Genomic DNA, 25524 nt, shown 5'->3' with positions numbered 1-25524 from the left:
ATCATCACCTATTCTTATTAACTCCTTATATTCACAAACTATTTTATAACTTTTTTCAAAAACAGTGGCAATCTGAAGACGTAAGCTATTACTGCCTAAATCTATTACAGCAATATTGTTGTTTAAAATATCTACGTTCATATTTTTAGTTTACCTATTTACACATATTTTACAACATATTTTAGGATAAAAAAAGATAATTTAGCTTTTTTTAAATTTTGTTAACATCTTTTTTACAAACGATTTAGGCTCAAGTTGCTCTAATATAGTTTCGATATCCTCAGCGTTGTAGCCCATACTGTGAGCTTTTTTAAGATAAGAAAGGGCTAATTGAAAGTTTTTAAGAAGGTAGTAGCATCTTCCGATGAGGTAGTAGTTCTCACTTATATAAGGCTCTATCTCTAAAAGGGCTTTTGCATATTCGATGGCTTCTAAAAGCCTTCTATCTTTCGTCATAAGACAGCGAACGATCATCCTTATGTAATTTGTGTTTTTTGGATCCCTTCTGTGGCATATCATAAAGCAATCAAGGGCAGAGTTTATGTCACCCTTTTTGAAAAAACGGTAACCATTTGAAAAGTATGCTTCTAAATCTTTTTCTGTTTGCTCCTCAGATTTATAGCTTTTAGGTGAAATTTGACTATAATGTTTGAGCAGAAAATCGTAGGCTTCATTGATCTTATGGAAATGGGTCAAGATTTCATAATACTCTTTTGAAGACTTGTCTGTGATTTTGTCGGGATGATATTGCTTAATAAGCCTATAATAGTTCTTTTTTATCTCCTCTAAGGTAAAATTGTAGCCTAATTCAAGTATATTTGCATAATAATTAACCTTTTCTTGATCCATAGTTCCCCCATATTATAATTATACCATATAAAATAATTATTCAATACAAAAATTTGTTTGGTCAGACTTAATTGTGTTAAAAACTAACTTAACAAAGTTTATTTCTTATCATCTAGTTATATAAAATAAGAGCTATAAGGTTAATAATATCTTGACATGAAAACAAAAATAGATAAAATAAAATAACGAATATGCAGGAGGTATAAAATGAAAAAATTGTTAATGATGGTGTTAGGTTTTTTACTTATTGTCTCTGGATCGGTGTTTGCAACTAAGCAAACATTTGTCACCATAGGTACTGGTGGTGTGACCGGCGTTTATTATCCTGTTGGAGGGGCTATAGCTAGACTTGTGAATGCAAAGAGGTCCCAATACAACATCAAAGCAACAGTTGAATCCACAGGTGGCTCAGTGTATAATATTAACTCTGTTTTGTCTGGAGATCTCGAATTTGGTATAGCTCAAGCAGATTTGACATATCAAGCGTATCATGGTCAAGGTGCTTGGAAAGATAAAGGACCTCAAAAAAAGCTTGCGGTTGTGTTTGGGCTTCATAATGAGTTTATTACACTTGTCGCATCAGTCAACAGTGGCATAAATGGTATCCCTGATCTCAAAGGTAAAAGGGTAAATTTGGGTGGTGTTGGTTCTGGACAGCTTGAGAACTCAAAGGATCTATTAAAAGCCTTTGGTATGAAAGAATCTGATCTTAAAGCTGAATATATCAAGCCGGTAGAATCTGCAGGACTCATTCAGGATGAAAGATTGGATGCTTTCTTTTATACAGTTGGACATCCAAATGGTAGCGTAAGTGAAGCAACTTCCGGTAGAATCAAGGTGAAAATTGTTCCAATTACAGGTGCCCCTGTGGAAAAACTGATAAAGGAGCTTCCATACTATTCTAAAGGCTATATACCAGTATCTCTATATCCTAATGCTGCTAACGCAAAAGATGGCAAAGTCCCATCAATAGGTATTCAGGCACTTTTGGTAACGAGCACAGACGTTCCAGCAGATGTTGTTTATGCTATCACAAAAGAGGTTGTTGAGAATCTTCAGGAGTTTAAAAAGCTTCATCCCGCATTGGGTGGCTTAGATCTTGAAGATCTTATAAATGTAAATGTGGCTCCTATGCACCCGGGCGCACTTAAATATTTCAAAGAAAAAGGTCTAATAAAATAAACTCGATTAGGGGGCGTGTCCCCCTTTTTTAATCTATGAAAATGAGGAAGAAATATGTCTGGAAAGCAGTTGGATCTTGAAGAATTGGTAAGAGAGGATACTGGATCACTTAGGGACCCAAGAAATTTCGATAAGTTCTTGATAGTGTTGGTATCTGTGGGCTGGGTCTTGTTTCAGTTTGGATTGCTGACCTTTATTGTTTTAGACAGTGCAAGGGTCAGGGCAATCCATTTGGCGTTTGCCATCGTATTGGCATATTTAAACATGCCCTTTTTAAAAAGGAAAAGGATCAGTGGGTTTTTTAGCTTTCTGTCAGCAAGGGATAGGATACCGATTTTTGACTATATCTTTGTGGTAATAGGATTTTTTGCTGTCATGTATACTGTGTTTAATTTTAAAGAGCTTGCGGCAAGAGCAGGATCCCCTACTGAAATGGATATATATGTTGGAGTTGTTGCAATTATTGCTATTCTGGAGGCGACAAGGCGTGTTATTGGCCTTGCTATGCCGATAATTGTTGTTGTATTTTGCCTGTATGTGTTTTATGGCTCATATATGCCAGATTTTTTGGCACTGAAGAGTGTTTCCATTGTAAAGTTTATGAATCAGATCTATTTGTCTACTGAAGGGATTTTTGGTATACCGCTTGGTGTGTCTGCTGGAGTTGTTTTTTATTTCGTATTGTTGGGGGCAATGTTGGATAAGGCAGGTGCAGGGAAGTTTTTTATAGATTTGGCACTGTCTATCTTTGGAAAATACAAGGGGGGACCTGCGAAGGCTGCTATTGTATCCAGCGGTCTTACGGGATTAGTTTCCGGATCGAGTATTGCAAATGTTGTTACAACCGGGACGTTTACTATACCGTTGATGAAAAAAGTTGGCTATCCAGCCAAGAAAGCTGCAGCTACTGAGGTTGCTGCCAGTATTGATGGTCAAATCATGCCCCCTGTTATGGGTGCAGCTGCTTTTATCATCGGTGAATATGTGGGCGTTCCTTATATTGAGGTGATCAAGGCTGCTGCCATACCAGCGTTTACTTCTTATTTTGCATTGTTTTTTGTGAGCCATCTTGAAGCATCTAAATTGGGGATGAGGGGGCTTTCACCTGAAGAGACACCCAAATTCTTTGAAACCCTCAAGAGGGGGGTGATATACCTAATACCTATTTTTGTGCTTCTGTATGAACTGGTCATTTTAAGGCATTCCCCTGAAATGTCAGCTTTTAGGGCTATTATATTTCTTGCAATAATTATGTTGGTTAAAGAGCTGTACAGTGCAATGAAGGATAATAAGGGCTATAAAGAGGGGCTGATTAAATTTTTGATGGAACTCAAAGATGGCTTTGTAATGGGAGCTAAAAATATGGTCTCTGTGTCACTGGCCTGTGCTTCTGCTGGAATAATTGTGGGGATTGTGACATTGGGTGTTGGTGGGATGCTAACCCAAATCGTGGAATCTTTATCCCAAGGGAATATCTATATTCTTGTGACAGTTACCGCTATAGCAAGTTTGATATTAGGTATGGGGCTACCCACTACTGCAACATATATTGTTATGGCATCATTGATTGCCCCTGTAATAGTAGAATTGGGAGGTAATTACGGTTACGTGGTCCCAATAATGGCTGCTCATCTATTCTGTTTTTATTTTGGTATGCTTGCTGATGATACACCTCCTGTTGGACTGGGTTCCTACGCTGCTGCGGCTCTAGCAGGTTCAAACCCCATCGAAACTGGTATACAAGGGTTTATCTATCACATGAGGACCTTTATCATACCTTTCATGTTTATCTTCAATCCAGATCTTATACTACACGGGATAAACTCATGGAGTTTTGCACTATTGATATTTTCTATGGCTGTTATCGGTGGGTTATCCTTTGCAAGCCTTTTGCAAGGTTGGCTGATAATTAAAAATAAATGGTACGAAATGCCTTTGCTTTTTGCTGCTTCATTGATATGTTTCAACCCAAAGATATTGACGGCCCTTTTAGAGATCGACCATAGCTATAGATACTATATGTACCCTGTGGGGGTGTTGTTGTTCTTTTCTGTGGTGATAATTCAGAAGTTAAGGGCTGGTCGTACTATAAAAGTAACAGTATAAGGTGGGTTCACCCACCTTTTTTCTTTTACAAACATTTCCCTTTATTTTTTTAAAAAGATATATATTATAAAACAATGCTCGAAATTGATGTTATTTCCTCTGGAAGTTCAGGTAACTGTTACTTAATTACAAATGATAATTATGGTGTTTTCATAGATATCGGAGTAAATAAAAGGGATTTGGTCAGGGTAAAGGATAAGCTGGTTGATAAGAAGATATATCTTTTTATAACCCATGAACACCATGATCACATTAAAGGGCTACGGTACTATCAAGCTCTGTTTAACTCTGACATATTCTGCTGCTTAGATGTGGCAAAACATCTATCCGATGCAGGTTATGATATTGGCAATGTAAAGTTAATTGATGAGGGGGTAATGTATGAGTTTCCAGGTTGGCTTACGTACCCATTCCCCTTAAGTCACGATAGCATTGCCTCGTTTGGTTATTCATTCTTTATTGATAACTACAAGATATCTTTTGTTACAGATACCGGTATTGTGACAAAAGATATATTATCTGCCATAGATAAGTCAGATATATTATTTTTAGAATCTAACTATGAAGATGATTTGCTGATAAAAGGTAGCTATCCCCTGCATCTTAAGAAAAGAATCCTATCTAACAAGGGGCATTTGTCCAATAGGGATGCTTTAAAGGTAGTTCATGAGCTTTATCATAGCAAACTCCAAAGGGTTTACTTTGCTCATATCAGTGAGGAGAACAACTCATACGATATAATGGCAAGATACTGCAAGTACTGTGAAAAGCTGTTTGGGATAGAGTTTGGCTATTTAAGGCAAAAAACGCATTACAATATTAGGGTTGTTTAATGAACTTTTTCCTATTCTAAGAATCTGGTTATATGGTGTGAAGATGAAGAGATTGATATTATTGTTTTTTTTAGTTTGTGGATCGTCTGTATTTGCGTTGACTGTAGATGAAGCTGTGGAAAAGGCTCTGAAACATTTTCCCGAGATATCCATATCTAAAAGGAATGTGGATATGCAGAAGTTAGATGTGGAGATTGCCAGAGGAGATTTTTACCCAAAATTAAATTTTTCATCTTCATACAGCATCTCCGATCAAGAGGGGAGTCCTGATTCTAGAAGTTTTAACAATGAAATAAAACTGGGCTATAACCTTTTTTCTGGTTTCTCCACTGTTACACAGCTTGATTCTACCAGATTAATGCTGAGATCAAAGGAGCTTACATTAAAATCTACGAACAACCTTGTGATAAAAAATGTTAAATCTGCTTATTACGATGCTCTGATGAATTATAAAATATTTAGGTACTATGATGAACTGTATAATACATCCCTTAAAACATACGAGTTTACAAAGGCAAAGTATGAATCGGGCAGATCGCTCAGGATAGATATGTTAAAGAGTTTAACTGAAGTAAAAAAGTACGAAACTAAAAAAAACGACTTAAAAAATCAATATCTTAGTTCCCTTACCCTGCTGGGTTACTACACTGGAGAGCAGTACGATGAGAAGACTGTTTTAGCCAGTGACTTTCCGGATATAAATCTCTTGACTTTGGAAAATTACTTGCAACGGTTAGAGCAAACAAACCCGGAACTGAAGAATTATCAGATTAGATCAGATATGGCTTTAAAACAGTTGGAGCAGAGTAAAGCAACTTTTTATCCATCTTTGGATCTATTTGGTACTATATCACATAATTACTACAAAAGGGGCTCAGTAGAGACGAATGCGAATACTGCCTCCCTTGGTATATCCCTTACTTGGAATCTTTTTGATGGTTTTAAGGACAAGAATAGCTATAAAAAACAGAAACTCAATTATTATAACATTTTGGATGAAAAGCGCAAGTACTTGAACGAAGCAAAAAAAGATCTGGTATTGGCACAAAACAAGGTTGCCTCTTCAAAGGAGATGGTTACGTATCTGATAAAACTTATAGAGGTGGCTGAGGAAAACTATAGACTAACCAGTGAAGCATACGAATTAGGTAGAGCAACAATTATGGAGCTTTTGAAGGCAAAAGACGAACTTGTGTCTGCAAAAATAGATTTGGTGAATAATCTAAATGCTATGACACAGATGTATCTTAACATACAATATCTCACAGGGGCGATCGAATGAAAAAGGTCATTGTTTTTATCCTTACTATAGCTCTTATAGCAGTAGGTTTTGGTGTTTATATTTATAAAGGGAAAAAACAAACGGTCAAGATTATAGACACAGATATAGTAAAAAGGGGGAATGTCAGTGGATATCTTCAGCAAACAGGGATTATCAAAGCCCAGGTGGGAGCACAGATTAGTGTAGGAGCAAGAGCGACAGGAACCATTCGTATGTTGAAGGTCAAGGTGGGGGACAGGGTTAAGAAGGGGGAGCTTGTGGCTATGATCGATGATAGAGAGCTTATTGCCCAGATCGAGCAGATAAAAAATAATATAAGATCTATCGAACAGGAGATTAAGCAGGAGGATGAGCTTTTTCCTATTAAGAAAAGCAGTTTCGAAAAGGAATTGGAAAACACAAAGGCTAAGTATCTTTTAGCAAAGGGTAAATATGAAAGGGAAAAATTACTTTTTGATAAGGGTTTTTCCACACTTGAGATGCTGGATAGTCAGAAGACTGAGTTGGAGGTAGCATACAACAACTTTAAAAATGCTGAGATTGCTCTTGATAAACTCATCAAAGAACATAGACTAACTAAAGATGCTCAAAAAATAAAGCTCGACAGGGAAAAAAATAACCTAAAGGAAGCAGAGGTGAGGTTGAGCTATACCAGGATCTATTCCCCAATAGATGGGATTGTTTCCCAGGTGAATGCAGATGAAGGTGAAACAATCGTAGCTGGGCTACAGGTGGCAAATCTTATTACTGTTTTTAATCCAGATATGTTGGAGATGTGGATATACATAGATGAAACTGACATAGGAAAAGTAAAGATTGGTGATGAGGTGGAATACACTGTGGATACTTACGGTGACAGAAAGTTTTTGGGTAGGTTAGCCAAAATTTACTATGAACCTGTTGTTAAAGATAGTATTGTATACTACTTGGGGATTGTCCCCATCAGTAAAGAGGATGCAAAACTGCTTAGACCAGAGATGACCACACATGTTAAGATAAAAGCCTCTGAGAAAAAGGATGTTCTTACTGTCAAGAATGGTGCCATCAAATTTGAGTCAGGGGAGCAGGTTGTTTACAGGGTTATATCCAAAGAGGAGAACAAGGTTGATAGGGTCTCCATAAAAGTTGGGGTAAGGGGTGAGGAGAGAACAGAGGTATTGTCAGGTTTGAAAGAGGGGGATGAGGTTGCTGTAAAGATCATACTTCCACCAGATTTTGCCAAGAAGAAACAACCCAATGTAAAAAGAGCAACGAGATAATGAGCCTTATAAAATTGGTTGATATCTGCAAAGATTATGTTGTAGGGGGAAACGTTGTAAAGGTATTAAAAGGTATATCCCTTGAGATAGATAAGGGGGAGTTTGTCTCTTTGATGGGGCAGTCTGGTTCGGGTAAAACAACACTTATGAATATTATAGGTATGCTTGACACCCCCACATCCGGTAGCTATTATCTGGATAGTAAGGATATCTCCAAATCGGATGATGATACTCTTTCTAAACTAAGAAATAGATTTGTGGGGTTTGTATTTCAGAGCTTTTATTTGATCCCCTATTCTACTGTTTTGGAGAATGTGTTGCTACCGGTGTATTATTCTGGTAAGGATCTAAATAGATATATGGAAAAAGGCAAAGAGTTGTTAAACAGACTTGGTCTTTACGATAAGAGGAACAATAAGCCGGATCAGCTTTCAGGAGGACAGCAACAAAGGGTTGCAATAGCAAGGGCGCTGATAAATGATCCTGAAGTTATCTTAGCGGACGAACCTACAGGTCAGTTGGACAGTGAAACGGCAAAGAGTATTATGGAGTTTTTAGTACAATTGAATGAAGAGGGTAAAACTATTGTGTTAGTAACGCATGATCCTGTTATCTCATCCTATTCTAAGAGGGTTATCAGGATTGCTGATGGAGTTATTGTTTAGTACCATAGTCTGTATATCATTTTTATTTCTCGGGTTACATCCTTGCTATTCTTGCTGTTTGTACCGTAGCCAATTGATATACTTAGATGATCTTGATTAAATAAACTACCACCGATCCCTAAACTTAGTCCATAATTGAGATCTGTTTGGCTGCTGTAGGACAAGGTAGCCGATGCAAAGGGTCTAAAGACTCTGGTGTATCCATATCTGTTTATATCACCGATGATAACCCCTATACCTATTTCCTGAAAATCATCCGGTAAGAATTTAGTATTGTTATAGGGTGAGAGTTTGTTTATTATACAGTTAGTACAATCCTTTTGGCTATAACTACCATAGGAGAGAAAGCTGCGCCAAAGTATATCTGGATAGCCTTCCCTTAATTTAAAACTATACTCTGCATATAGATTTTTTGAAGCACCAAGATCATTTTTATCCTGGGCGTAGAATTTACTGAATCCAAAACTGGTATATATAGTTTGTTTTTGGCTGAGATGATGTCTTAGGTCTATTTTTACTTCGTCTTTCATGGCACCTATAGACATATAGGTGGTTTCATCTGTGGGGATATGATGTTTTAAGCTTAGGCCTATGCTTGTCTTATTTAAAAGATAGTGATCCAGACCTATACTGGTACTGTAAAACGCCTTCATAAATTCGTTATAACCTAATGTTAGACTCAGCTTTGTTCTTTCATTGAGCTGTTTGTAGAGATCGATTTGTATTGAAGTTAGGTTGTTGGGGGGATTGGTTATGTTGTTGCTATTGGGATTAATAGTTGTTGAGCTGATTTTTAGTTGGGTGTAAAAGGTTTTCCATAGATGTTGCTTAATGCCTAAAGTGTTGTTGAGAAAATCGATACTCCCCTTAGTGCCAAAAGTTGTTTCTAAAGTGAGAAAGTTTTGATACTCGCTTATAAGATCTCTGTACTGTTTATAGAGCTCAGAATCTACAGATCTATATTCGTGGTTGACTGAGCCGTAGTTTTCAAATTCCTCTTCCAATCCATCGAAGGCTAACTGGGTTGCAGTCATAATATCCCCTATTCTTCTTGCGGCTTCGACTCTGTCCCTTGTTGGGAGATGGGATATATGTTTGTACAAAAGGTTTTGAATAGTATCCCTATCATCATAGACAAGGGCTATGTTTAATAACATCCAAGGTTGTGCATACTTGAAACGCTCTATTAGGTACCGGGCATGTTCCTGTTTATTATTTTTGAGCATATAAAGTAGATGGATATCTTTTTTCTCTTCCGTTGTTAGATAGCTTTCGTATTTTTCAAGAAGAGCTTTAAACTCTTCTGGTGTTTTGTAATAAAGGGATAGCTTAAGATAGACGACTATCTTTTCTTTTTCAAGCAGGAACTCGGGAATGGTTTTTGATAGTTTCATAAAAAGGGTATAGGCCTTAAACCTTATATTCTCAGCTTCTTCAACTCTACCAGAAGATTGAAGTATATCAGCATATAGGGATAATAGCTCAGGGGTATCCCCTTTAAATCTCATATATTTTGAAAGATGATATAGTGCCTTATTGTATTTCTGTATAGAAGCAAAATATGCTGAGTATGCTAAGTTAAGTGTATAAAAGGTTTCAGTTTCTTGTCTGAAGAGTCGAATATATTGTTCTGCATCTTTATCTTTGTTATCGATGAGACTCCAGATAAAGGCCTCCTTTATAGCTGGGGAATCGGATAAAGTTAGAAGCCTTAAGTAGGTTTTTTTGACATCACCATATCGTTTGGTGTTGTTGTAAAGGTTTATGGTTAACAGCAGAAAAGGGATATCATTGTATAGGGATGGTTCATTTCGATATCTTTCAAGGAAATCAAAGGCTTCCTTTTGAAGATTCATTTTCATCAGCAGATACAGATAATTGTAGGCGTAAAAAGGCAATTTATATTTTGTCCAAGATTCAAGAAGGAGGCTTTTTTTCAGATTTAGATCATCGGTATAAGATATAATCCTCTGGGTATCTACCTCTCTATGTTTTTTTATGTTGTATAATCTTAAAGAGGCTTTAAGGGCAGTTTTAGTATCTTTTAAAAACTCCGACATGTCGCTTAGTTGTTCTAAGTAATCTGTATCATTATCTGTGGCATAGGAGTAGGCCTTTTTTAGTATATCGAGGGATCGATCATATTGTCTGATAGTAAAATAGATTGTAGATCCGATCAGGGATATTTCAGGGTCTATATTATAGTGGGAGACATATTCATCAAAAAAGCGTTTTGTATTTGGGATGTCGTTTAGGTGGTAATATAGTTTTATTATCTCTTTATAAGCTTTGATTCTTAAATTTGGATTATCACCCGTTGTTAGATTGTGTAAAAAATTGAGCACAGTTTCTATATTTCCCATTATCTCTGTTTCTATATAGACATACTCATCGATCTTCGACAGATCACCATTGAGTATGTCGTTTTTTATAAGGTCTGTTATAGTCTTGTAATCACCAACGTTAAAGGCTGTGCTCCTTAGATTTTTGATAAACTGGGGATCATGGGTTTTTTTGTTTTTAAAAATGAATAACATCGATGAATGGGCATCATCTATTAAACCTAACCATAGGGAAACCTTTGCGAATTGTTCATGCCAGTAAAGACTGTTAGGCTTTTTTTCTAAGGCTATTTTGGCAGTTTTATGGGCATTTTTTAGGTCGTTGGACTGTAAAAAGATGGAAAAAGCTAAGTTTAACAGATCATCGCTGAGTGTTTTATCGATTTTTAAATTAGGTATTGACTTATTAGCAGTTTTGTTGTCTTGGGATGTTGATCTTTTCTCAGTTTCTGTTAGAAATGTTTTGGTGGATAAGAGATCGATGACAATCCTATGGGGGTTTGTAAGGCTAAATATCTTATATTGATCTATATCTTTTGTTTCGATAATGAAAACGGGGTATCCTTTTTGTGTATCAAGTGTTATACTCCTTACTCTGAAATCATCTATTATGGTATTTTTTATTTTTTTTGAAGTTTTAGCAGTGGGGATATTTAGGGTGATTTTTGCATGTTTGATAGAGTTATGGTCTGTAGTTTTTAATGTATGGGTAAAAGATGTATTGTGGGTTAGATCTAAAACTATTCTTGTGTAATCTGTGTATGTTTTATATCTTATACTCTTTATTTCGCTATTATACCCATAAAGGGGATTAATTATAACAGCGATTGCAACAAAAAATATGTACATCAGCTTCTTCATCTATTAACCACCAATAATCTTCTGGGAAAGTTCTCTTGCATAGTCGAGTCTACCTATATTTAAGTATAGTTTAAGTATTTTTTTTGTGTCTTCGTTGTTAGTAAGAAAGAGAGTTTCATTTTTCTTTAGAATTGTAGCAGCATATTCCTTTTCTCCCACTGATATGAGGATGTTTACAGATTTTAGTATAAACTCTTTTTTAGATGAAACATTTTTTTCAGATAGATAGACAAAGATGTCGGCAGCCTTTTTATGTTCACCAATCATTAGATATGTTTCGGCAAGCTTATTTTTTATAGCTATGTTTTCTGGCTCAATCTTTTCCATAGTAATCAAATATTCTAAAATGGCTTCTTTGTTAGAAGTCGCTAAGGCTTGTTTATAGAACTCATTAAGCCAAAATTTGGCTTCCGGCAATCTGTCTTCTCTTAAATACCCTTTGTATAGGATACCAGCTAAATTTAGGGATATTGTGGGATAACCGATCTGTAGGTAATCCTTGTAAAAGATTTTGAGTTTTTCCTTATCTGTGGCGTAGTTTTCTATTAAAGAGGTGTGCAGATTAAACAGGCTTTCTTTATATTCAGGCTTGTTAGTGCTGTAGAGAAGTTGCTTTAAAAAGTTATATTTGAGGAGGATGGCGTTTTGGTGTATATGCTGATTAGGGGAACGCTCCATTTCTGTTATAAGGTTGTAGGCGCTCTCCTTATCATTTTGTTTGAGATACATGGATAACAGTCTATCCCAGTTTTCAATATCGTTGGGATAGATTTTTAAGATCTGTTTGAGGTAGATGGTTGCTAATTCAACATTTTTAGTTTCCCGTAGAGCTAATGTTCTTATTTTATCACCAGGAAAAAGCAGATACAACACAAAGGCAAAGATAAAAGTTATTGCTACAATTTCATAATAAGTTATAAAGGACTTTGGCTTAGGTACATTCGATCTCAATATCTACCTCATTGCTGTTAAATTTAAGTAATGTTTCATCCATGTTTGTGCTTTTGGAGAAAACCTTGTTGGATCTGATGGAACAGTTGATTACATTTTTCAAAACAACTTCAAGATTTGTATATCCTGAAATACGATAAAAACGTTTGGTTTTTGTATATTTGTAAGATGTTATTATCCCATTTGCTTCTTTTAGGTAGGGTGTTTGTCTGCTATTTTTCCCCAGTTGTATTCTGTGGGTGTTTGAGTTAGATAGGTGTATATATATCATATCATTATGGTCAGAAAAACCCACTGAGGAGCTGTTTATTATAGGTTCTACATTTTCCGATGTTGGGATTTTTAATGTTTTAAGATCACCAGATGTTTTTATAATCCAAGACTCAGATCGGACCTCTTTTGCTACCAGTGTAGAGTAAAAATCTAATGCCCGCTTAATGTATTGGGAAGGGAACATGGGTGTTATTTTTTGGGATGTTGCATAATTGTAGGCTTCTTTTAAGGCGTTTAGTGATGAAAGTTTACTACCTGAATAGAAATGATAATATACATTTATCGGTTTTATTCGTTTTGGAGTATCTGTAAGTTTGAATGTTTGTATCACATTTTTATAGCCATAAAAGTTACTTGTCCAAAGATTAGTATATACATTTTCATTCTGATTTGGGGCGTAGATCTGGTATAGATCACCTTTTTTTATACCTATTGGGAAGTTTTTTGATAAGTAAGGGCTTAGGTTTGTCATTATGGAGCCACCACCGTTCATATTGAGTAGATTGTTCTCGTAGACTAGTTTTATGGCATTTTCGGTGGGATTACAATCTCCTGTCCATAAAAATATGGAGGTCTTTTTGTCCTTTGGGGCAAGTTTTTCGTTTATATACTGGGTACTCCCTTTTATCTCCCTTTCGAGATCAAATTTATACCCATCTATGGTTAGATTATATGCTTGAGTTTGTTCAAACTTTTCCATCGCCTTCCATTTAAAGGGATGGGAATAGGAATGATTGGCTATCTCCACATTATCTAACCGGAAGATGGACTTAGCTATCTCTTCAAAGAGGGTAGATTTTTTGATCTGTTCAGAGATTTCACCCTCAATGATAGATACTGCAATGGGGAGATTATATTTTTTTATGATTTCATCCCTGATGATTTCACTTGTATACCTCTTTTTATTGAAAAGGGCTACTTCAGTAAAACCATCACCATCGATGTGGGAGATAAAGACTCTTCTTCCGTTTTCTGTGGTAACATCTGGGGCAGGAATGGTTGGCAACCTTAGAGCATTTTTTATGAAGCTAAATGGATCAAACACCCACATCTCTTCGGGATAACTGGTGTATAACATCTCCGAAAGGGCATATCCTCCCCAACTAGTTATAGCTATGGGGGCATGCTTTTCGTTTTTAGCATTCTTTAGTAACAAGAGGGGGTTACCATCTGTTTCGTAGAGATCCCCTCCCCAGTAGGTGTTTATTTTAGTTTCAAAGTTTCCGCTTTTATCGGCGTATACTATGGTGTAAGTATTTTCCGTGGATGTGTTTGGCGTTATTTTTAGATTTAAAAAGCGCTGCTTGTCTTCGTTCATTTCAAAACCAAAATAGTTTATAAATAGAACTTTTATTCCATTTTCTATCTGTTTTTTTATCCATTTATAAAATTCCTCTTCTTTATTCAGTCTATCATCTTCTAACTTTACAATTATCCCAATGTATTCGTCTACTATCCTATCTGGAAGTGGGGATTCGTTGGGATCCAGGTAATCCGAATAGTACCCGTAATATTCAAGGGGGATTGAAAAGAGTCTATGGGCACTTGTTAGGGTTGTGTCCTTTGAGGACTCTTTGCTATAGATGGTTAGGATCTTTCGAGGGTAGTGTTCACAAAGGGATATGCCAAAAGAATCAAGGTCTATATTGGATACAAATGGGATGAGCCCCTTATCTAAGAGATTTTTCGCTAAGACCTTTCTTTGTTTTTTTGCTTTGTCTTCAGTGTATTCTATGACGATTATAGGTTTGTTTAAAGACTTTATAGTGCTAAATTTATTTTCAAGCCAACGTTTGCCCTCTTCTGTTTGTTCTGTATATTTTTTCTGTTTGAAATCATACGATGTCAAATAGCTTTCAACTACTACAGCATCTATATAGTCTTTCATTTTAGTATCTAATATTTCAAATCCACGATTTATCAAAATATACAGATCTGGGAAGCGGTTTTTCAATTCTATGATGAGTTCTGTTAGGTGCTGTTCAAAGATTTTTTTCTGTCCTTCATCTTTAATAATCAGTTGGTAGCTATCTAAGGTATCAAGGAATAGCCCAGAAAACCCCTTTTTCTGGATTGAGGCAGCTTTTTGGATCAGAAAATCTTTGTATGCTGGATTTGCCAGGTCTGTTATATAGCTTTTCCATTGATCGTTTTTACCAATAATCCAGTCTTTTTTTATCATATTGTAATCATTGCTGACTGGGTTTATCTCCCCTACGGAGAGATAGGCGATATATTTTTTGTCGATCTTTTCTATATGATCTGGATTCACCACTATATAATCGTAAAGAGCTGTCATGTGTCTTGGGGGTTCCTTTTTATAGTAAAAGGCTATGCCGCATGTAAGATTATCGAAGATTGAAGCAGAGGCAATATTGTAAAGCGTCAAAAAACTAATTAATAAGACAATAGGTTTCATATTCAAGATCATCTATGCTCCTTTTTAACAGTATTAATGAGAGACTAAAGCTCAATAAGCCGGCTATAGCATAACCATAGCCATAAAACATAAAACCCATATTTATGGTGATTTGACTCAATGTAAGATTTAGGAGAAAAAAGAAGACTGTCAAAAGGATGGTTTCCTTCCTTCTGTTCATATAGAAAAGTATAGATAGTATAACCATAAGACAGAGTTGTAGCTGAACACCAACCATATCTATAAATAGAAGAGGGGTATAAGTCAATGGGACATTTAAAAACTCAAAGATCTTTTCAGAAAACACATAAACGAGAATATTAAATATTCCTTGAACTATGATTGTTTCTTTTATGGATATCTTTATTGTTTCATTCATTTCTTCTTTGTGTTTGATTACCTGTTCATAGGTGCCATCTGTTCTTATTGATTCGTATAGGATTTCATATTTTTCTGCAAAATCTGCTTCAAGTCTGTAAAAAAACATTGCACTACCCGGTATAATGGATAGATATGCTAAAAAAATGGGAAGATCATAAACAACGGAAGCCCTCAATAAACCGATTACCCTATGACTTGTTTCATTATTGAACCAGAATATAAATTTATCAGCCCAGATCCCCAAATTAAAAAATAGCCCTGCAAATGCCATGCTCCAGTAAAACTTATGTCTTTTGCTGAGGATAAAGTCGAATTCGATCAAACGATCGGATTTGTAGTTTCTCACAATAAGAGATAGCATTGCAAAGAAGATAAAGGCATTTCCCATCAGGAAGGCTATCATGTACCCTTCCAATTTAAAGTGCCTAAGTAAAAAAGATAACAGAATGACGATTAAATAGCCTATAAGAAAATAAGAAGTGATCTTTTTGTATTCCTTAAGTCCTAATAGAAGACTGTTAGAACACCAAATACTGCTTAATGTTACAAAGGTGGAGACAAACAGTATCCGAAGCAGGTTTGTCTGATCAAATAACACTATTAACGAAAGTGGGATCCCAAAAATCATACCTAAAGCGATAGTTAAGGTAATCAGACCGTAATAGTTTGGTAGAACTCTGTAGAAATCTTTATCAAAAAGCCTATCGGCAATATACCTTGTAAAAGAAAGCTGAAAGAAACCTGAGAATATAAGACTGGAAGCAACAAGGTATGTGACGATTACCTGGAACTGTACTATGGCGTCGTATCTATTTGTAATTTTTACTGTAACTATGCCTACGAAGATTATACTTAGTATAGAGATTATCCAGGATCCAGAAGATAGAACAGCAGAATACCCGTAAACTTTAAACAGGGATAAAAGACTGTTTTCTTTTAAGATCTTCCTGAGCTCAAACCCGATGCCTGCCATACTTTATATACTCGTTATAAATATTTCGATAATTTTCGAAAAAAAGCTCTTGGGAATAATATTTTTTTACTCTTTTTAGGGCCACTTCTCTACACCTTTGCCATTTTTCTTCATCGGTTATAAGATCTTTGTAGGCTTCTGCTAAGGCGGTGGGGTTTGATATCTTTACCACATGACCGGCGCTTCCAAGAGATTTATCATAATCGTCTAAACTACCATAGATCAACTCTCTGCAAGATCCAACATCGGTGGCAACAACTGGGACTCCAGAGGCAAAGGCCTCTAAAATCACCAAAGGCATCCCTTCACTTATGGAGGTTAGAGTAAGAATTTTGGTTTTTGATAAGATGTCGTCCACCTTTTGGAATCCTAAAAATTTAACATTTTGTTCGAGGGAAAGAGTTTTTACCATATCTTTGCATTCTTTTACGTATTCTTCATCCTCATCTTCTGGGCCAACGATCCACCCTTCTACATCGTTAAACATGTTAGCAAGGATTCTGATACTTCTGATAAAGGTTTTTATATCCTTTATCGGAACTACTCTTCCTATTAGGGTAATTATTTTTTTGTCCCTTGGGATATTTGATATCTTTTCATACCGTTGAGTGTCTACTCCGTTTGGGATGACAGCAGTTTTAGCTATATCTGCTCCATACTCCAGTTGTACATCCCTGGCTCCATAATAGAGGGAGAGGATCTTATCTGCTGCATAGTAGGAAAAATAGCTTAATCCCTGAAAGAAATTTATCCATATATTTTTAAGGTAGTTTTCTTCAGTAACCTCCCTTAGTAGATTTGGTTTGTGGTATTTTAACCAATCGGCAGTTAATAGGTCTATTTTCCTTTCCCGTGTATAGATACCATGCTCTGTCAGTATATAGGGAGATCTGTAAGTAAACTTTAACATTCCACCTAAAAAACCTGCATAGCCTGTTGATGGACTATGAAAAAGATGTACTCTGGGGAGATTCAAACCTGCCTTTGTCAATTTCCACAGGGCAGAATGGGAGTTTCTTATTGTCCAGATATAATCTATGAACGGAAAATCTGGGCATTTTTTGAGGTATTGCTCAACCATCCTATTAAAAAATAACTTATTATATAAGAATTTCTCTTCTGTGATCGTTTTGTTATAGAAATGGAGGTTTTTGGTTTCATCCGATAGTTCTCCACTTCTTGATAAAAAGAAGTTATGGAGTTCGTTGATCAATTTCAATTCAGACTTTCTCCCCTTTATTTTCCTTGCTTTAGGGTAGGAAGATATATCAAAGAGATAGCATTTCTCAAAGTAAACGAGATTTTCAGGTATTGAATAAGATATATCTTTGTAGTCTTCCGGTCTACTCCCAATAAAGATTATACCAAATTTGAACTCTGGCAATCCGGTAATCAACTGGTATATCCACGAAGATACACCACCTTTTATGTATGGGAAAGTGCCCTCTGCTAATATTACTATATCTACATGATCAGACTTTTTAAAGGGGTTCATGTCTGGGTCCACATCTTCATTATGGTAAACAGTCTGGGATCCAATCGTTCTAAAATAGCTATTTCCATTATTAGCTCTTTTACCTTTTTAAAATCTTTTTTATAAAAATAGACTTCAGCAAGGTAAGGGTAGACTTTTTCACCTTCTAAACCTTTATTGATTGCATTTAAAAAGCTTTCTTCTGCGCTACTGAGCTCATATTTGTACAGGTGTAATTTCCCTTTTAGAAAACTTATCTCTGGATCGTCTGGATTGATGTTTATGGCGAAAAAAGTGTATTTTTCTATCATAAATAGGATATATTTTTCGAGCTCTTTGTCGGAGAGCCCATAGTAGATAAGCTCCCAATAGTTTTTGGCAAGTTCCACAGCGATTTCAGCCTTTTTAAGTTCGTCGGTGGATTTTTCGTATTCATCTAACTTTATTTTTATTATATTGTTTATCTGGGATGTGAATCTGTTTATAATGCTAAAGCTTGTTAGTCTTACTTCATCATCCTCCTCACTGACCCCTTTTTGTACTACTGCTAATGTGTCTCTGGTTTTGAATTCTGAAATCATGGATAATAGTTTTATTTTATAGTTTTTGGGGCCATCAAGTTTTGTTGCTGAAGCCTCCCCAAAGTTCCTTTTTATGTTTGGAAAGTCGTCATAATCTTTATGGGATATCTGGATCATAGGGATTAATTCTTGATCCTTTTGCTTTCGCATAACATACAAATAAACAACGATTGATGAGATAAAGCCTATTATAAATGTTGCTGATATAATAAGGGTTGTGGTGATTATAAAATGATTTCTTTTAGTCCTAAAATGGGGCGGAAGAAATTGGTGTAGAAACAATGAAATAAGAAGACTTGCTATAGTATGGATGAGATAAAACAGAAGATAGCCATAGATGTTGTTTATTATTAATGTTCCCAATGCTAACCCTTCAGCTAATATGGAGTAATACAAAAACTTAATTTGCATATTCTTTTATTATCTGAATATCGGTATTATAATCACTGAAAACGATGATACGTTCATCAATCTTATCCGGATCAAAATTCAGTTTATTTCTTATAAGATTGTTGATTCTGCTTTGAAATGATTTGGCACCGTCTAAAGATATAAGTGGCAACAGAACTACGATGGAGTTTTGAAGTTCGTAAACTAAATCCACTGTTCTTATGCTATTTCTTATAAAGTCAAAAAGTCTATTTTTATTGATTTGAAGATCAGGGGTATATCTGAAAATCACATAAGTACTAGTTATATCAAACTTTTCTTTAAGTGAATACAGCTTGATCAGTTCATAATTAAATTCAGGTTCAAAAATTAGTACCTCTGAAACCGCATTCAGTTTATCCAAAACCTCATTTTGTGTTAAAAAGTCTGCAAAGATAGACATTATTATGGAGATCGTTAACATATTTTCTCTATTATACGATAAAAACTTCATCTCCTTTATGATGAGATACCCCACTATAGTGTCTTCACAGTTTATTGCTGGAATTACGGCTATGTATTCATAATTTTTTAGATTTTCAAACTCTTCGGAGATAAAGGTAGCCCTTTTTTCTTCCATAGCTTTTTTAAGTAGCATATTAAATTTGTTAAGCTTAAACTCTTCATTTATGAACACTGTTGGTTTTAATTCATCCTTTGCTATTAAAAATAATCCAGCCTGAACAACACCTAAGTTTTTTGCAATCAGATTGACAAGCTTTTTAGCTGCCTCATCCTTATCCCATATTAACATACTTTTAATGTCGTCTAGTATAGATCTAATGCTCACAGGCTTTAGCAGAAAGCTTCTCTCAAGTTGATCATGGGAAAGCTTTAACAGGTAAAAAGAGTTCCGCAGTTGATTAAATTTTGATGTAATATATGAATGTTCTTCATTTAATCTTCTGATAGTTCTTTTATAAAAAAAATGGAATTCTCCACATATAAGCACTATAATTAAATTCTCCACAAATGTCATAAAGGGGAAGGGTTTGTAGTATAAAAACATCACCCCAGCAAATATAACAAGTAAAATAAGACCTTTATTTAGGCCATAGAAAAGGGTTATTGTGGATAGTAGTATAAGCAGGAAGTTTATTTCAGAGGAAAAAAGGAGGGGATCAGACTTATTATATAAAAAGCCAATGGTAAAGTATATCAAACTGAACAACACTATTTCAAATAGAACGGATAGTGTTGCAACATCAAAATAGGATCTTTTAAATAACTTCATTTTTATATTATTTTAAAAGATCATTGACTAACTTTTGTGCTATTGTTGTTATGGATTCATGCCCCCACCCGGTTTTGGCGCCTATTGCTGAATAGATAGTTTTTTCAGTGTTAATGTCAAAAAAAGCTATGGATAGTCCTACAGCAGGTTCACCATCGATTCCAGTTTTGTAGCGCCATTCATTAACTTCACCTGTGACTAAAATATCAGCTCCAGCATTTTTTGCCGATGCTTTTATCTTTTCTATATCGTATTTCTCTTCAACATTTTTTTCATCTAATATGTTTATAACATTATACCCTTTGACTTTTAGTAGTGTTTTAGTTATGTTGGAAGCCCTTTCGCCGGCAAGATAGGTTTCTGTATTGTTTTTAAAGGTTGATACATAGATTTTTGCGTTTTTATTAATGGATACCTGCTGAATATCGGTAATCGAAGAACAGGCTATAAATAGTGTAATAATGGGGACTAACCAGAAGAATCTCTTCATGCTTCCTCCTTGATTGCTTTATTTTTTATCATTTGGAGCAGACTGTATAAATTCAGCATCCACCAAAAGTTTGTTAACCGTATCAGAAATAGTTTGCTTAACATAGTCGTTACAATCAAAGAGATTGAATTCTCCGTCGGTAATAGTCATGATTTCGTAGAATGCCTCTACGCCATTGTTATTTTCAGTTTCTGCATGGATAATATTCCCTTGCTTAAAATATACCTTACCAAAGATCTCTTTGCCAACAACTTCAAGTAATGTGTTCTTTTTCGATCTTGCGATTAGATCAATGAGTTCTTTAATGTTGATACTACCGAGATTACCGGTGAGGGTTGTTTTTGAGGTGGTTTTTGTTTCTTCCCCTAAAAGCTGATCATAAAGCTCTATGTATTCAGAGATATACTTTATAGTTGTTGGAGAGAGCTCTTGTATAAATATGCCGTAGTTGTTTGCATCTCTGAGATTTTTTACCATACCCACAAGGCTGTCGATCTTTTTTCCATTGGGTAAAATGAAATTGAGTCTTATAAAGGAGCCTATCTCCAATGGTTTGGTGGAAGAGAGTAAAAGTCCATTTAAGCTTATATCAAGTACTGTACCAGAAAATGGTGGTAAGTCGTTGATGTAGATTTTACACTCTCTGTTGACCGGATAGCGTTTGTTGTTTCTAAGGCTGTATTCTTTGTAATTTTTTGGATATGAAATCTTTATGATATCGCTAAATTCTGTTATTAGCTGAATAGCTCTGGTGGTAAACTCCACCAGTTTATCTCTGTACATGTATCTTATTTTACACTCTTTGTTTTGGCTTAGCATCTCTATAACTGGGGGAGTTGCTTCAATGAGGATATATTTGCCGAGATCCCAGCCGATGATCTTTGTGGAAAAAAACCTATCTTCTTTGTAAACAAAAATGAGATCTTGCCCCACTTCAAAGTTGTTAAAATATATCTTTTCTTCCTTTTGGATATAATGCTTACGGGCATAAATATTGAAGATTTTGTTTAATTGCCCTAACTCTTTGGATAGGTTCTGGATAGATTTTTCAATATTAGCTATGAAAAACGTTTCGTTACTTGTTAGCTCTACAGCTTTTGGCTGGTTTTGACTGGTATCTGTTTCCTGCCTAATATCTGAGTATTCTTTGCTCCCATCTATTTCACCATTTCCTTCTTCTGAGGTAAATATCTCACTAAAAAACTCTATGATATCCATGTTGGGTTTTTTACTGTTTATAAAATTTTTTGCAAACTCAGTGAATATCCTTGCTGTAACGCCATTGGGGGCAAGGTTTACGACAGGGGTTTGTCTGTTGACGGCTTCTCTTACCAAAGGCTCCTCTGGAACAGGCCCTAGAAGAGAGATCTCTAAATTTAAAAAATTATTAACCGCTTCTTTAAATTTTGAAAATATGTTGTTTACCTGGGTCTTATTCTGAGCTCTATTGATAACTACCTGAGTATTTTTAATAATATTTTTGCTTTTTAGTATTTTTAAAAGTCCATAGGCATCTTTAATGGAAGTTACTTCTGGAATGATCATAAGTACCATGATATCTGCAAGTTTGACAAATTGAAGGACATCGTTTGATGCACCAGCTGCACAATCTATAATGAGAAAATCAACGTTTTCTCTGAATTCAGTTAGTTTTTGAAAAATTTTAATCCTATCTTTTTTGGAAAGTGTTGCAAGTCTAGCTACACCGTTGCCTGCTGGTATGAGGTAGAAATTGGGATATTTTTCAGAGGTAAAGATGATATCACTTAAGGAGATTTCATCGGAAAGTAGGTGTTCTATTGTATAGGAGGGTTTGGAGCCCAGTAGGATATCAGCATTCCCCAAAGATAAGTCGGCATCAAATAGACAAGTCTTGTAGCCCAATCTGGCTAATGATAGTGCTAAGTTAAGGGCAAAGTTACTCTTACCAACGCCACCTTTACCGCTTGCTACCGAAATGATGTAAGACTTTTGCTTAATCCGATTTACCATAAATTAATTTATAAAGAAATTTATTGCAAAGTCAATAGTTTAATTTATTTTAAAAATATTATAATATGTTTAAGTGAGTGATTAAAGGCTGATTAAAGGCTGATTAAAAGCTTACTTTTTTTAGATATTTTTATCATAGGAGGCAATGGTGAATAGATTAGAAGAGGTTAAAACTCTTGCAAAAATGCAAAACAAAACAGGAGGCCTACCCGATTATATTTTAGAAAGGATACTTGCTTTAGAGTTTATAGATGATATCACCGCTGATAAACTCATAGAGAAATTAAGTTATTTTAACTGTGATGCCGGTTTAGGATGTTTTTCGGAGGGGTATTCTGTGGTAGATATAGAAAATGTTTTGAAAAATATCAGGTGATGACGGGGAAGTGTTTTATGAGAAGTTTTTTTAACATCTCCAATGAAATGGGTTTTGGGCAGAAGTCGTTCATACCACTTGCTAACGCTTCGTCAAAATCCTTCTGATAAACATTTGCTGACATCGCATATATTTTTGTATCCAAACCCATCTCCCTTATTTTTCTCGTGGTTTCTAATCCATCCATTTCTGGCATTTGAATATCCATCAATACAAAATCGAATGATTCTTGCTTTAGCATCTCAATGGCCTGTTTGCCATTTGTCGCGATAGATGATTGGATATTGAGTTTTCTAAGCATCTCTTGAGCTATTAATGCATTTACTGTATTGTCTTCCACAATCAAAGCCTTGAGCTTTGAAAAGTCATAATTGGTCTCCTCGTTTATAAACATTTCGGGGGTAGCTTTGTGCAATTCCAGTTCGAAATAAAATGTGGACCCTTTTCCGTATTCACTTTTTACCTCTATCGTACTACCCATCATTTCTATAATAGTTTTTGAGATATAAAGGCCAATGCCAGAGCCATGCTTTTTTTGGTTTTTATCATCGTTAATCCTCTGAAAAGGTAAAAAGATCCTTTGTAGGTTCTCTTCTTTTATGCCAATACCTGTATCTTCCACGGAAAAGAGAAATCTTATTTTCCCATGATCTTCGTATAATTTTTTAAAGCAAACTTTTATGCTGCCATTTGTAGTATATTTTTTTGCATTATTGATTATGTTTAACATTACCTGTTTGAGTCTCAAATTGTCTCCCACAACATTTATATCCATTGGATCTATGTCAAAAGATATATCATAGTTTTTACTTTCGTTACTTAATTTTGAGTTGTAGATGATATCTTTTTGCAGTTCACTGAGATTAAACCTTTTTTCAATAAGTTCGAATCTACCTTGTTCTATTTTGTTGAGGTCACTTATATCGTTTATTAGTGTTTTTAGTAATTCACCGGATGAGATCATTATCGGTAAATATTCGTTAAGTTTATTGGGATTAAAGCTTAACAGTTCGAGATAGCCGAGTAGAGCGTTAAGGGGTGTTCTTAGCTCATGGCTTATTATGGCAAGGAAATCGCTTTTGGCTTTGTTTGCTTTTTCAGCTTTTTCTTTTAGTTCTTCAGCTTGAGCCTTATTTTGTTCTATGCGGGTATAATACTCCATCAATTCCTGCTCTAATTTTTTTCTTTCTGTGATATCCCTTACGATGAAAATAATATTTTCTGGTTTATTGTTTTTACCATAGATTACTGATGAACTTACTTCTATCCAGAATCGTTGATTCTGTTTGTTTATTGCTAAGTATTCTGACAATTTTTCTTTTTTTTCTCCTTTGAGCAGTTGTTGAAAATGCTCTTTTGCACTGTTTACATATAATGGGTCTAAAAAACTAAACACACTTTTACCCAAATAGAACTCCTTTTCTTCAACCGGTATATGATACATTTTGGCAAAATTGTCCGATATAAAAAGAAGCTCCCCTTCCAGAGAGCATATCCCTATGCCATCTGGAGAGGCTTGAAAAATAGCGTTGAGCTTGTTATTTGACTGTTGCAGGCTTTGGTTGATCTCTGTGAGGTGGGTTGTTTTTTCTTTAACCTTCTTATTAAGTATAATGTTCCAAAACCAGAGTATGATTAACAAAATAAAGAGAATAATTAGAAAGACTATAAAAAAAGATAAGGCCTTTTTATAAGTATTGTCGGGATAGATGCCAAACCATTTTTTATTTATAGAATCCAAAACACCAGCTTTTTGGGCTTTTAGGATCCCTTTATTCAGTATGGAGATTAAAATCTTGTTGCCCTCTTTTGTGGCCATACAGTTAAGACCTGTATACAGGGGTTGACCTACAGTTTTTACTTCGGATGTTAAATCAAATTTGTTTAGATAAAAAAAGATGATCTGTTCGTCACCTATTACTGCATCAACGTCACCTTTTATTAACCTATTCGTTGCTGCATGGAAATCTTCTGTTGTCACAAGGTCAATGTTTATATTTTTTGATTTGATATAACTTATAGCATAATCACCTTTTTGTATTGCCACTTTTTTGTTGTTCAGATCGTCAATACTTTTTATACTGGTGTTATTTGGTCTTACGAATATGGAAGCTGGAATTTTGAAGACAGGCTTAGTGAAATCAAATATTTTGTCCCTTTCGGTACTGTAAAAAAAGCTTGTCAATACATCAGCTTCACCCTTAAGCACCATATCCTGGGCATTTGCAAAAGTGGTATTTTTAAAAACAGGTTCAAAACCAAATTCGGTACTGATCCATCTGATCAGATCTATCATCATACCTGATGATTGTAAGTTGTTTGATAAAAATTCAAAGGGTTGATAGTTGTTTTGACTGATGAAAACAATTTCTTTTTTGCTTTTTAGATAGTTTATTTCGCTGCTGTTAAGCTCTGTATTTTTATAGAGCATTTGATTGATAAAGAATATAAACATAAGAGCAATTATAGCAGTTAGAAAAACAATGCTTTTTCGCATAATAATAACCTCTTTCTGCATTATATATAAAAAATAGAAATTCTCAAAGTGGTTTTTTTGCTCCGCTTGTATGTT

General features: G+C 35.2%; 18 protein-coding genes and 1 pseudogene. 7 read left to right on the top strand and 12 right to left on the bottom strand.

The window, feature by feature from the left end:
* Positions 1-201: 201 nt before the first annotated feature.
* Positions 202-849, bottom strand: a complete 648-nt coding sequence (locus N3C60_06905) for a DnaJ domain-containing protein (protein MCX8084627.1) — start codon at positions 847-849, stop codon at positions 202-204.
* Between the two features lie 207 nt (positions 850-1056).
* Between N3C60_06905 and N3C60_06900 the strand changes: the two genes are divergently transcribed.
* From N3C60_06900 to N3C60_06875, 6 genes are all read left to right on the top strand, one after another.
* Entirely contained in the window at positions 1057-2031 is a 975-nt protein-coding gene (locus N3C60_06900) for a TAXI family TRAP transporter solute-binding subunit (protein MCX8084626.1), read from the top strand.
* Between the two features lie 54 nt (positions 2032-2085).
* A complete protein-coding gene (locus tag N3C60_06895; protein ID MCX8084625.1) occupies positions 2086-4137 on the top strand; it encodes a TRAP transporter permease in 2052 nt (683 codons plus the stop codon).
* A gap of 74 nt (positions 4138-4211) precedes the next feature.
* Positions 4212-4970: an MBL fold metallo-hydrolase gene (locus N3C60_06890; GenBank protein ID MCX8084624.1), complete on the top strand. Its 759-nt coding sequence runs from the start codon at positions 4212-4214 to the stop codon at positions 4968-4970.
* A gap of 43 nt (positions 4971-5013) precedes the next feature.
* Positions 5014-6252 (top strand): TolC family protein, encoded by a 1239-nt coding sequence (locus N3C60_06885; protein MCX8084623.1) that lies wholly within the window; start codon positions 5014-5016, stop codon positions 6250-6252.
* Complete coding sequence (locus tag N3C60_06880) at positions 6249-7511, top strand: efflux RND transporter periplasmic adaptor subunit (protein MCX8084622.1); 1263 nt, start codon at positions 6249-6251, stop codon at positions 7509-7511. Before N3C60_06885 ends, N3C60_06880 begins: the two co-directional genes overlap by 4 nt.
* Positions 7511-8176 (top strand): ABC transporter ATP-binding protein, encoded by a 666-nt coding sequence (locus tag N3C60_06875; GenBank protein MCX8084621.1) that lies wholly within the window; start codon positions 7511-7513, stop codon positions 8174-8176. Before N3C60_06880 ends, N3C60_06875 begins: the two co-directional genes overlap by 1 nt.
* On the opposite strand, the gene N3C60_06870 is transcribed toward N3C60_06875, so the two are convergent.
* The 10 genes and pseudogenes from N3C60_06870 to N3C60_06825 all read right to left on the bottom strand — a co-directional run bounded on the left by N3C60_06870 (position 8173) and on the right by N3C60_06825 (position 22543).
* Complete coding sequence (locus N3C60_06870) at positions 8173-11379, bottom strand: tetratricopeptide repeat protein (GenBank protein MCX8084620.1); 3207 nt, start codon at positions 11377-11379, stop codon at positions 8173-8175. The genes N3C60_06875 and N3C60_06870 overlap by 4 nt on opposite strands.
* A gap of 3 nt (positions 11380-11382) precedes the next feature.
* Complete coding sequence (locus N3C60_06865) at positions 11383-12330, bottom strand: hypothetical protein (GenBank protein MCX8084619.1); 948 nt, start codon at positions 12328-12330, stop codon at positions 11383-11385.
* On the bottom strand, positions 12311-15034 hold the full coding sequence (locus N3C60_06860; GenBank protein ID MCX8084618.1) for an endo alpha-1,4 polygalactosaminidase: 2724 nt from the start codon (positions 15032-15034) through the stop codon (positions 12311-12313). Before N3C60_06860 ends, N3C60_06865 begins: the two co-directional genes overlap by 20 nt.
* Complete coding sequence (pelG, locus tag N3C60_06855; protein ID MCX8084617.1) at positions 14997-16376, bottom strand: exopolysaccharide Pel transporter PelG; 1380 nt, start codon at positions 16374-16376, stop codon at positions 14997-14999. Before pelG ends, N3C60_06860 begins: the two co-directional genes overlap by 38 nt.
* Entirely contained in the window at positions 16357-17871 is a 1515-nt protein-coding gene (pelF, locus tag N3C60_06850; GenBank protein ID MCX8084616.1) for a GT4 family glycosyltransferase PelF, read from the bottom strand. Before pelF ends, pelG begins: the two co-directional genes overlap by 20 nt.
* A complete protein-coding gene (locus tag N3C60_06845) occupies positions 17868-18842 on the bottom strand; it encodes a hypothetical protein (GenBank protein ID MCX8084615.1) in 975 nt (324 codons plus the stop codon). The genes pelF and N3C60_06845 overlap by 4 nt, the downstream gene beginning before the upstream one ends.
* A complete protein-coding gene (locus N3C60_06840; GenBank protein MCX8084614.1) occupies positions 18832-20094 on the bottom strand; it encodes a PelD GGDEF domain-containing protein in 1263 nt (420 codons plus the stop codon). Before N3C60_06840 ends, N3C60_06845 begins: the two co-directional genes overlap by 11 nt.
* Before the next feature lie 7 nt (positions 20095-20101).
* Complete coding sequence (locus tag N3C60_06835; GenBank protein MCX8084613.1) at positions 20102-20584, bottom strand: hypothetical protein; 483 nt, start codon at positions 20582-20584, stop codon at positions 20102-20104.
* 18 nt (positions 20585-20602) lie between these two features.
* Positions 20603-21802, bottom strand: a complete 1200-nt coding sequence (locus N3C60_06830) for a DUF4388 domain-containing protein (GenBank protein MCX8084612.1) — start codon at positions 21800-21802, stop codon at positions 20603-20605.
* A gap of 15 nt (positions 21803-21817) precedes the next feature.
* Positions 21818-22543 (bottom strand): annotated as a pseudogene (locus tag N3C60_06825) (P-loop NTPase).
* 181 nt (positions 22544-22724) lie between these two features.
* On the opposite strand from N3C60_06825, the gene N3C60_06820 reads away from it, so the two are divergent.
* Entirely contained in the window at positions 22725-22952 is a 228-nt protein-coding gene (locus tag N3C60_06820; GenBank protein ID MCX8084611.1) for a hypothetical protein, read from the top strand.
* On the opposite strand, the gene N3C60_06815 is transcribed toward N3C60_06820, so the two are convergent.
* A complete protein-coding gene (locus N3C60_06815; protein MCX8084610.1) occupies positions 22945-25449 on the bottom strand; it encodes a transporter substrate-binding domain-containing protein in 2505 nt (834 codons plus the stop codon). The two genes, N3C60_06820 and N3C60_06815, sit on opposite strands and share 8 nt — an antisense overlap.
* Positions 25450-25524: the final 75 nt, after the last annotated feature.

The sequence above is a fragment of the Calditerrivibrio sp. genome, from assembly GCA_026415135.1.
Lineage (GTDB): Bacteria > Chrysiogenota > Deferribacteres > Deferribacterales > Calditerrivibrionaceae > Calditerrivibrio.
Note: the sequence above shows the minus strand (reverse complement) of the source record. Positions and strands in the feature narration are given on the sequence as shown.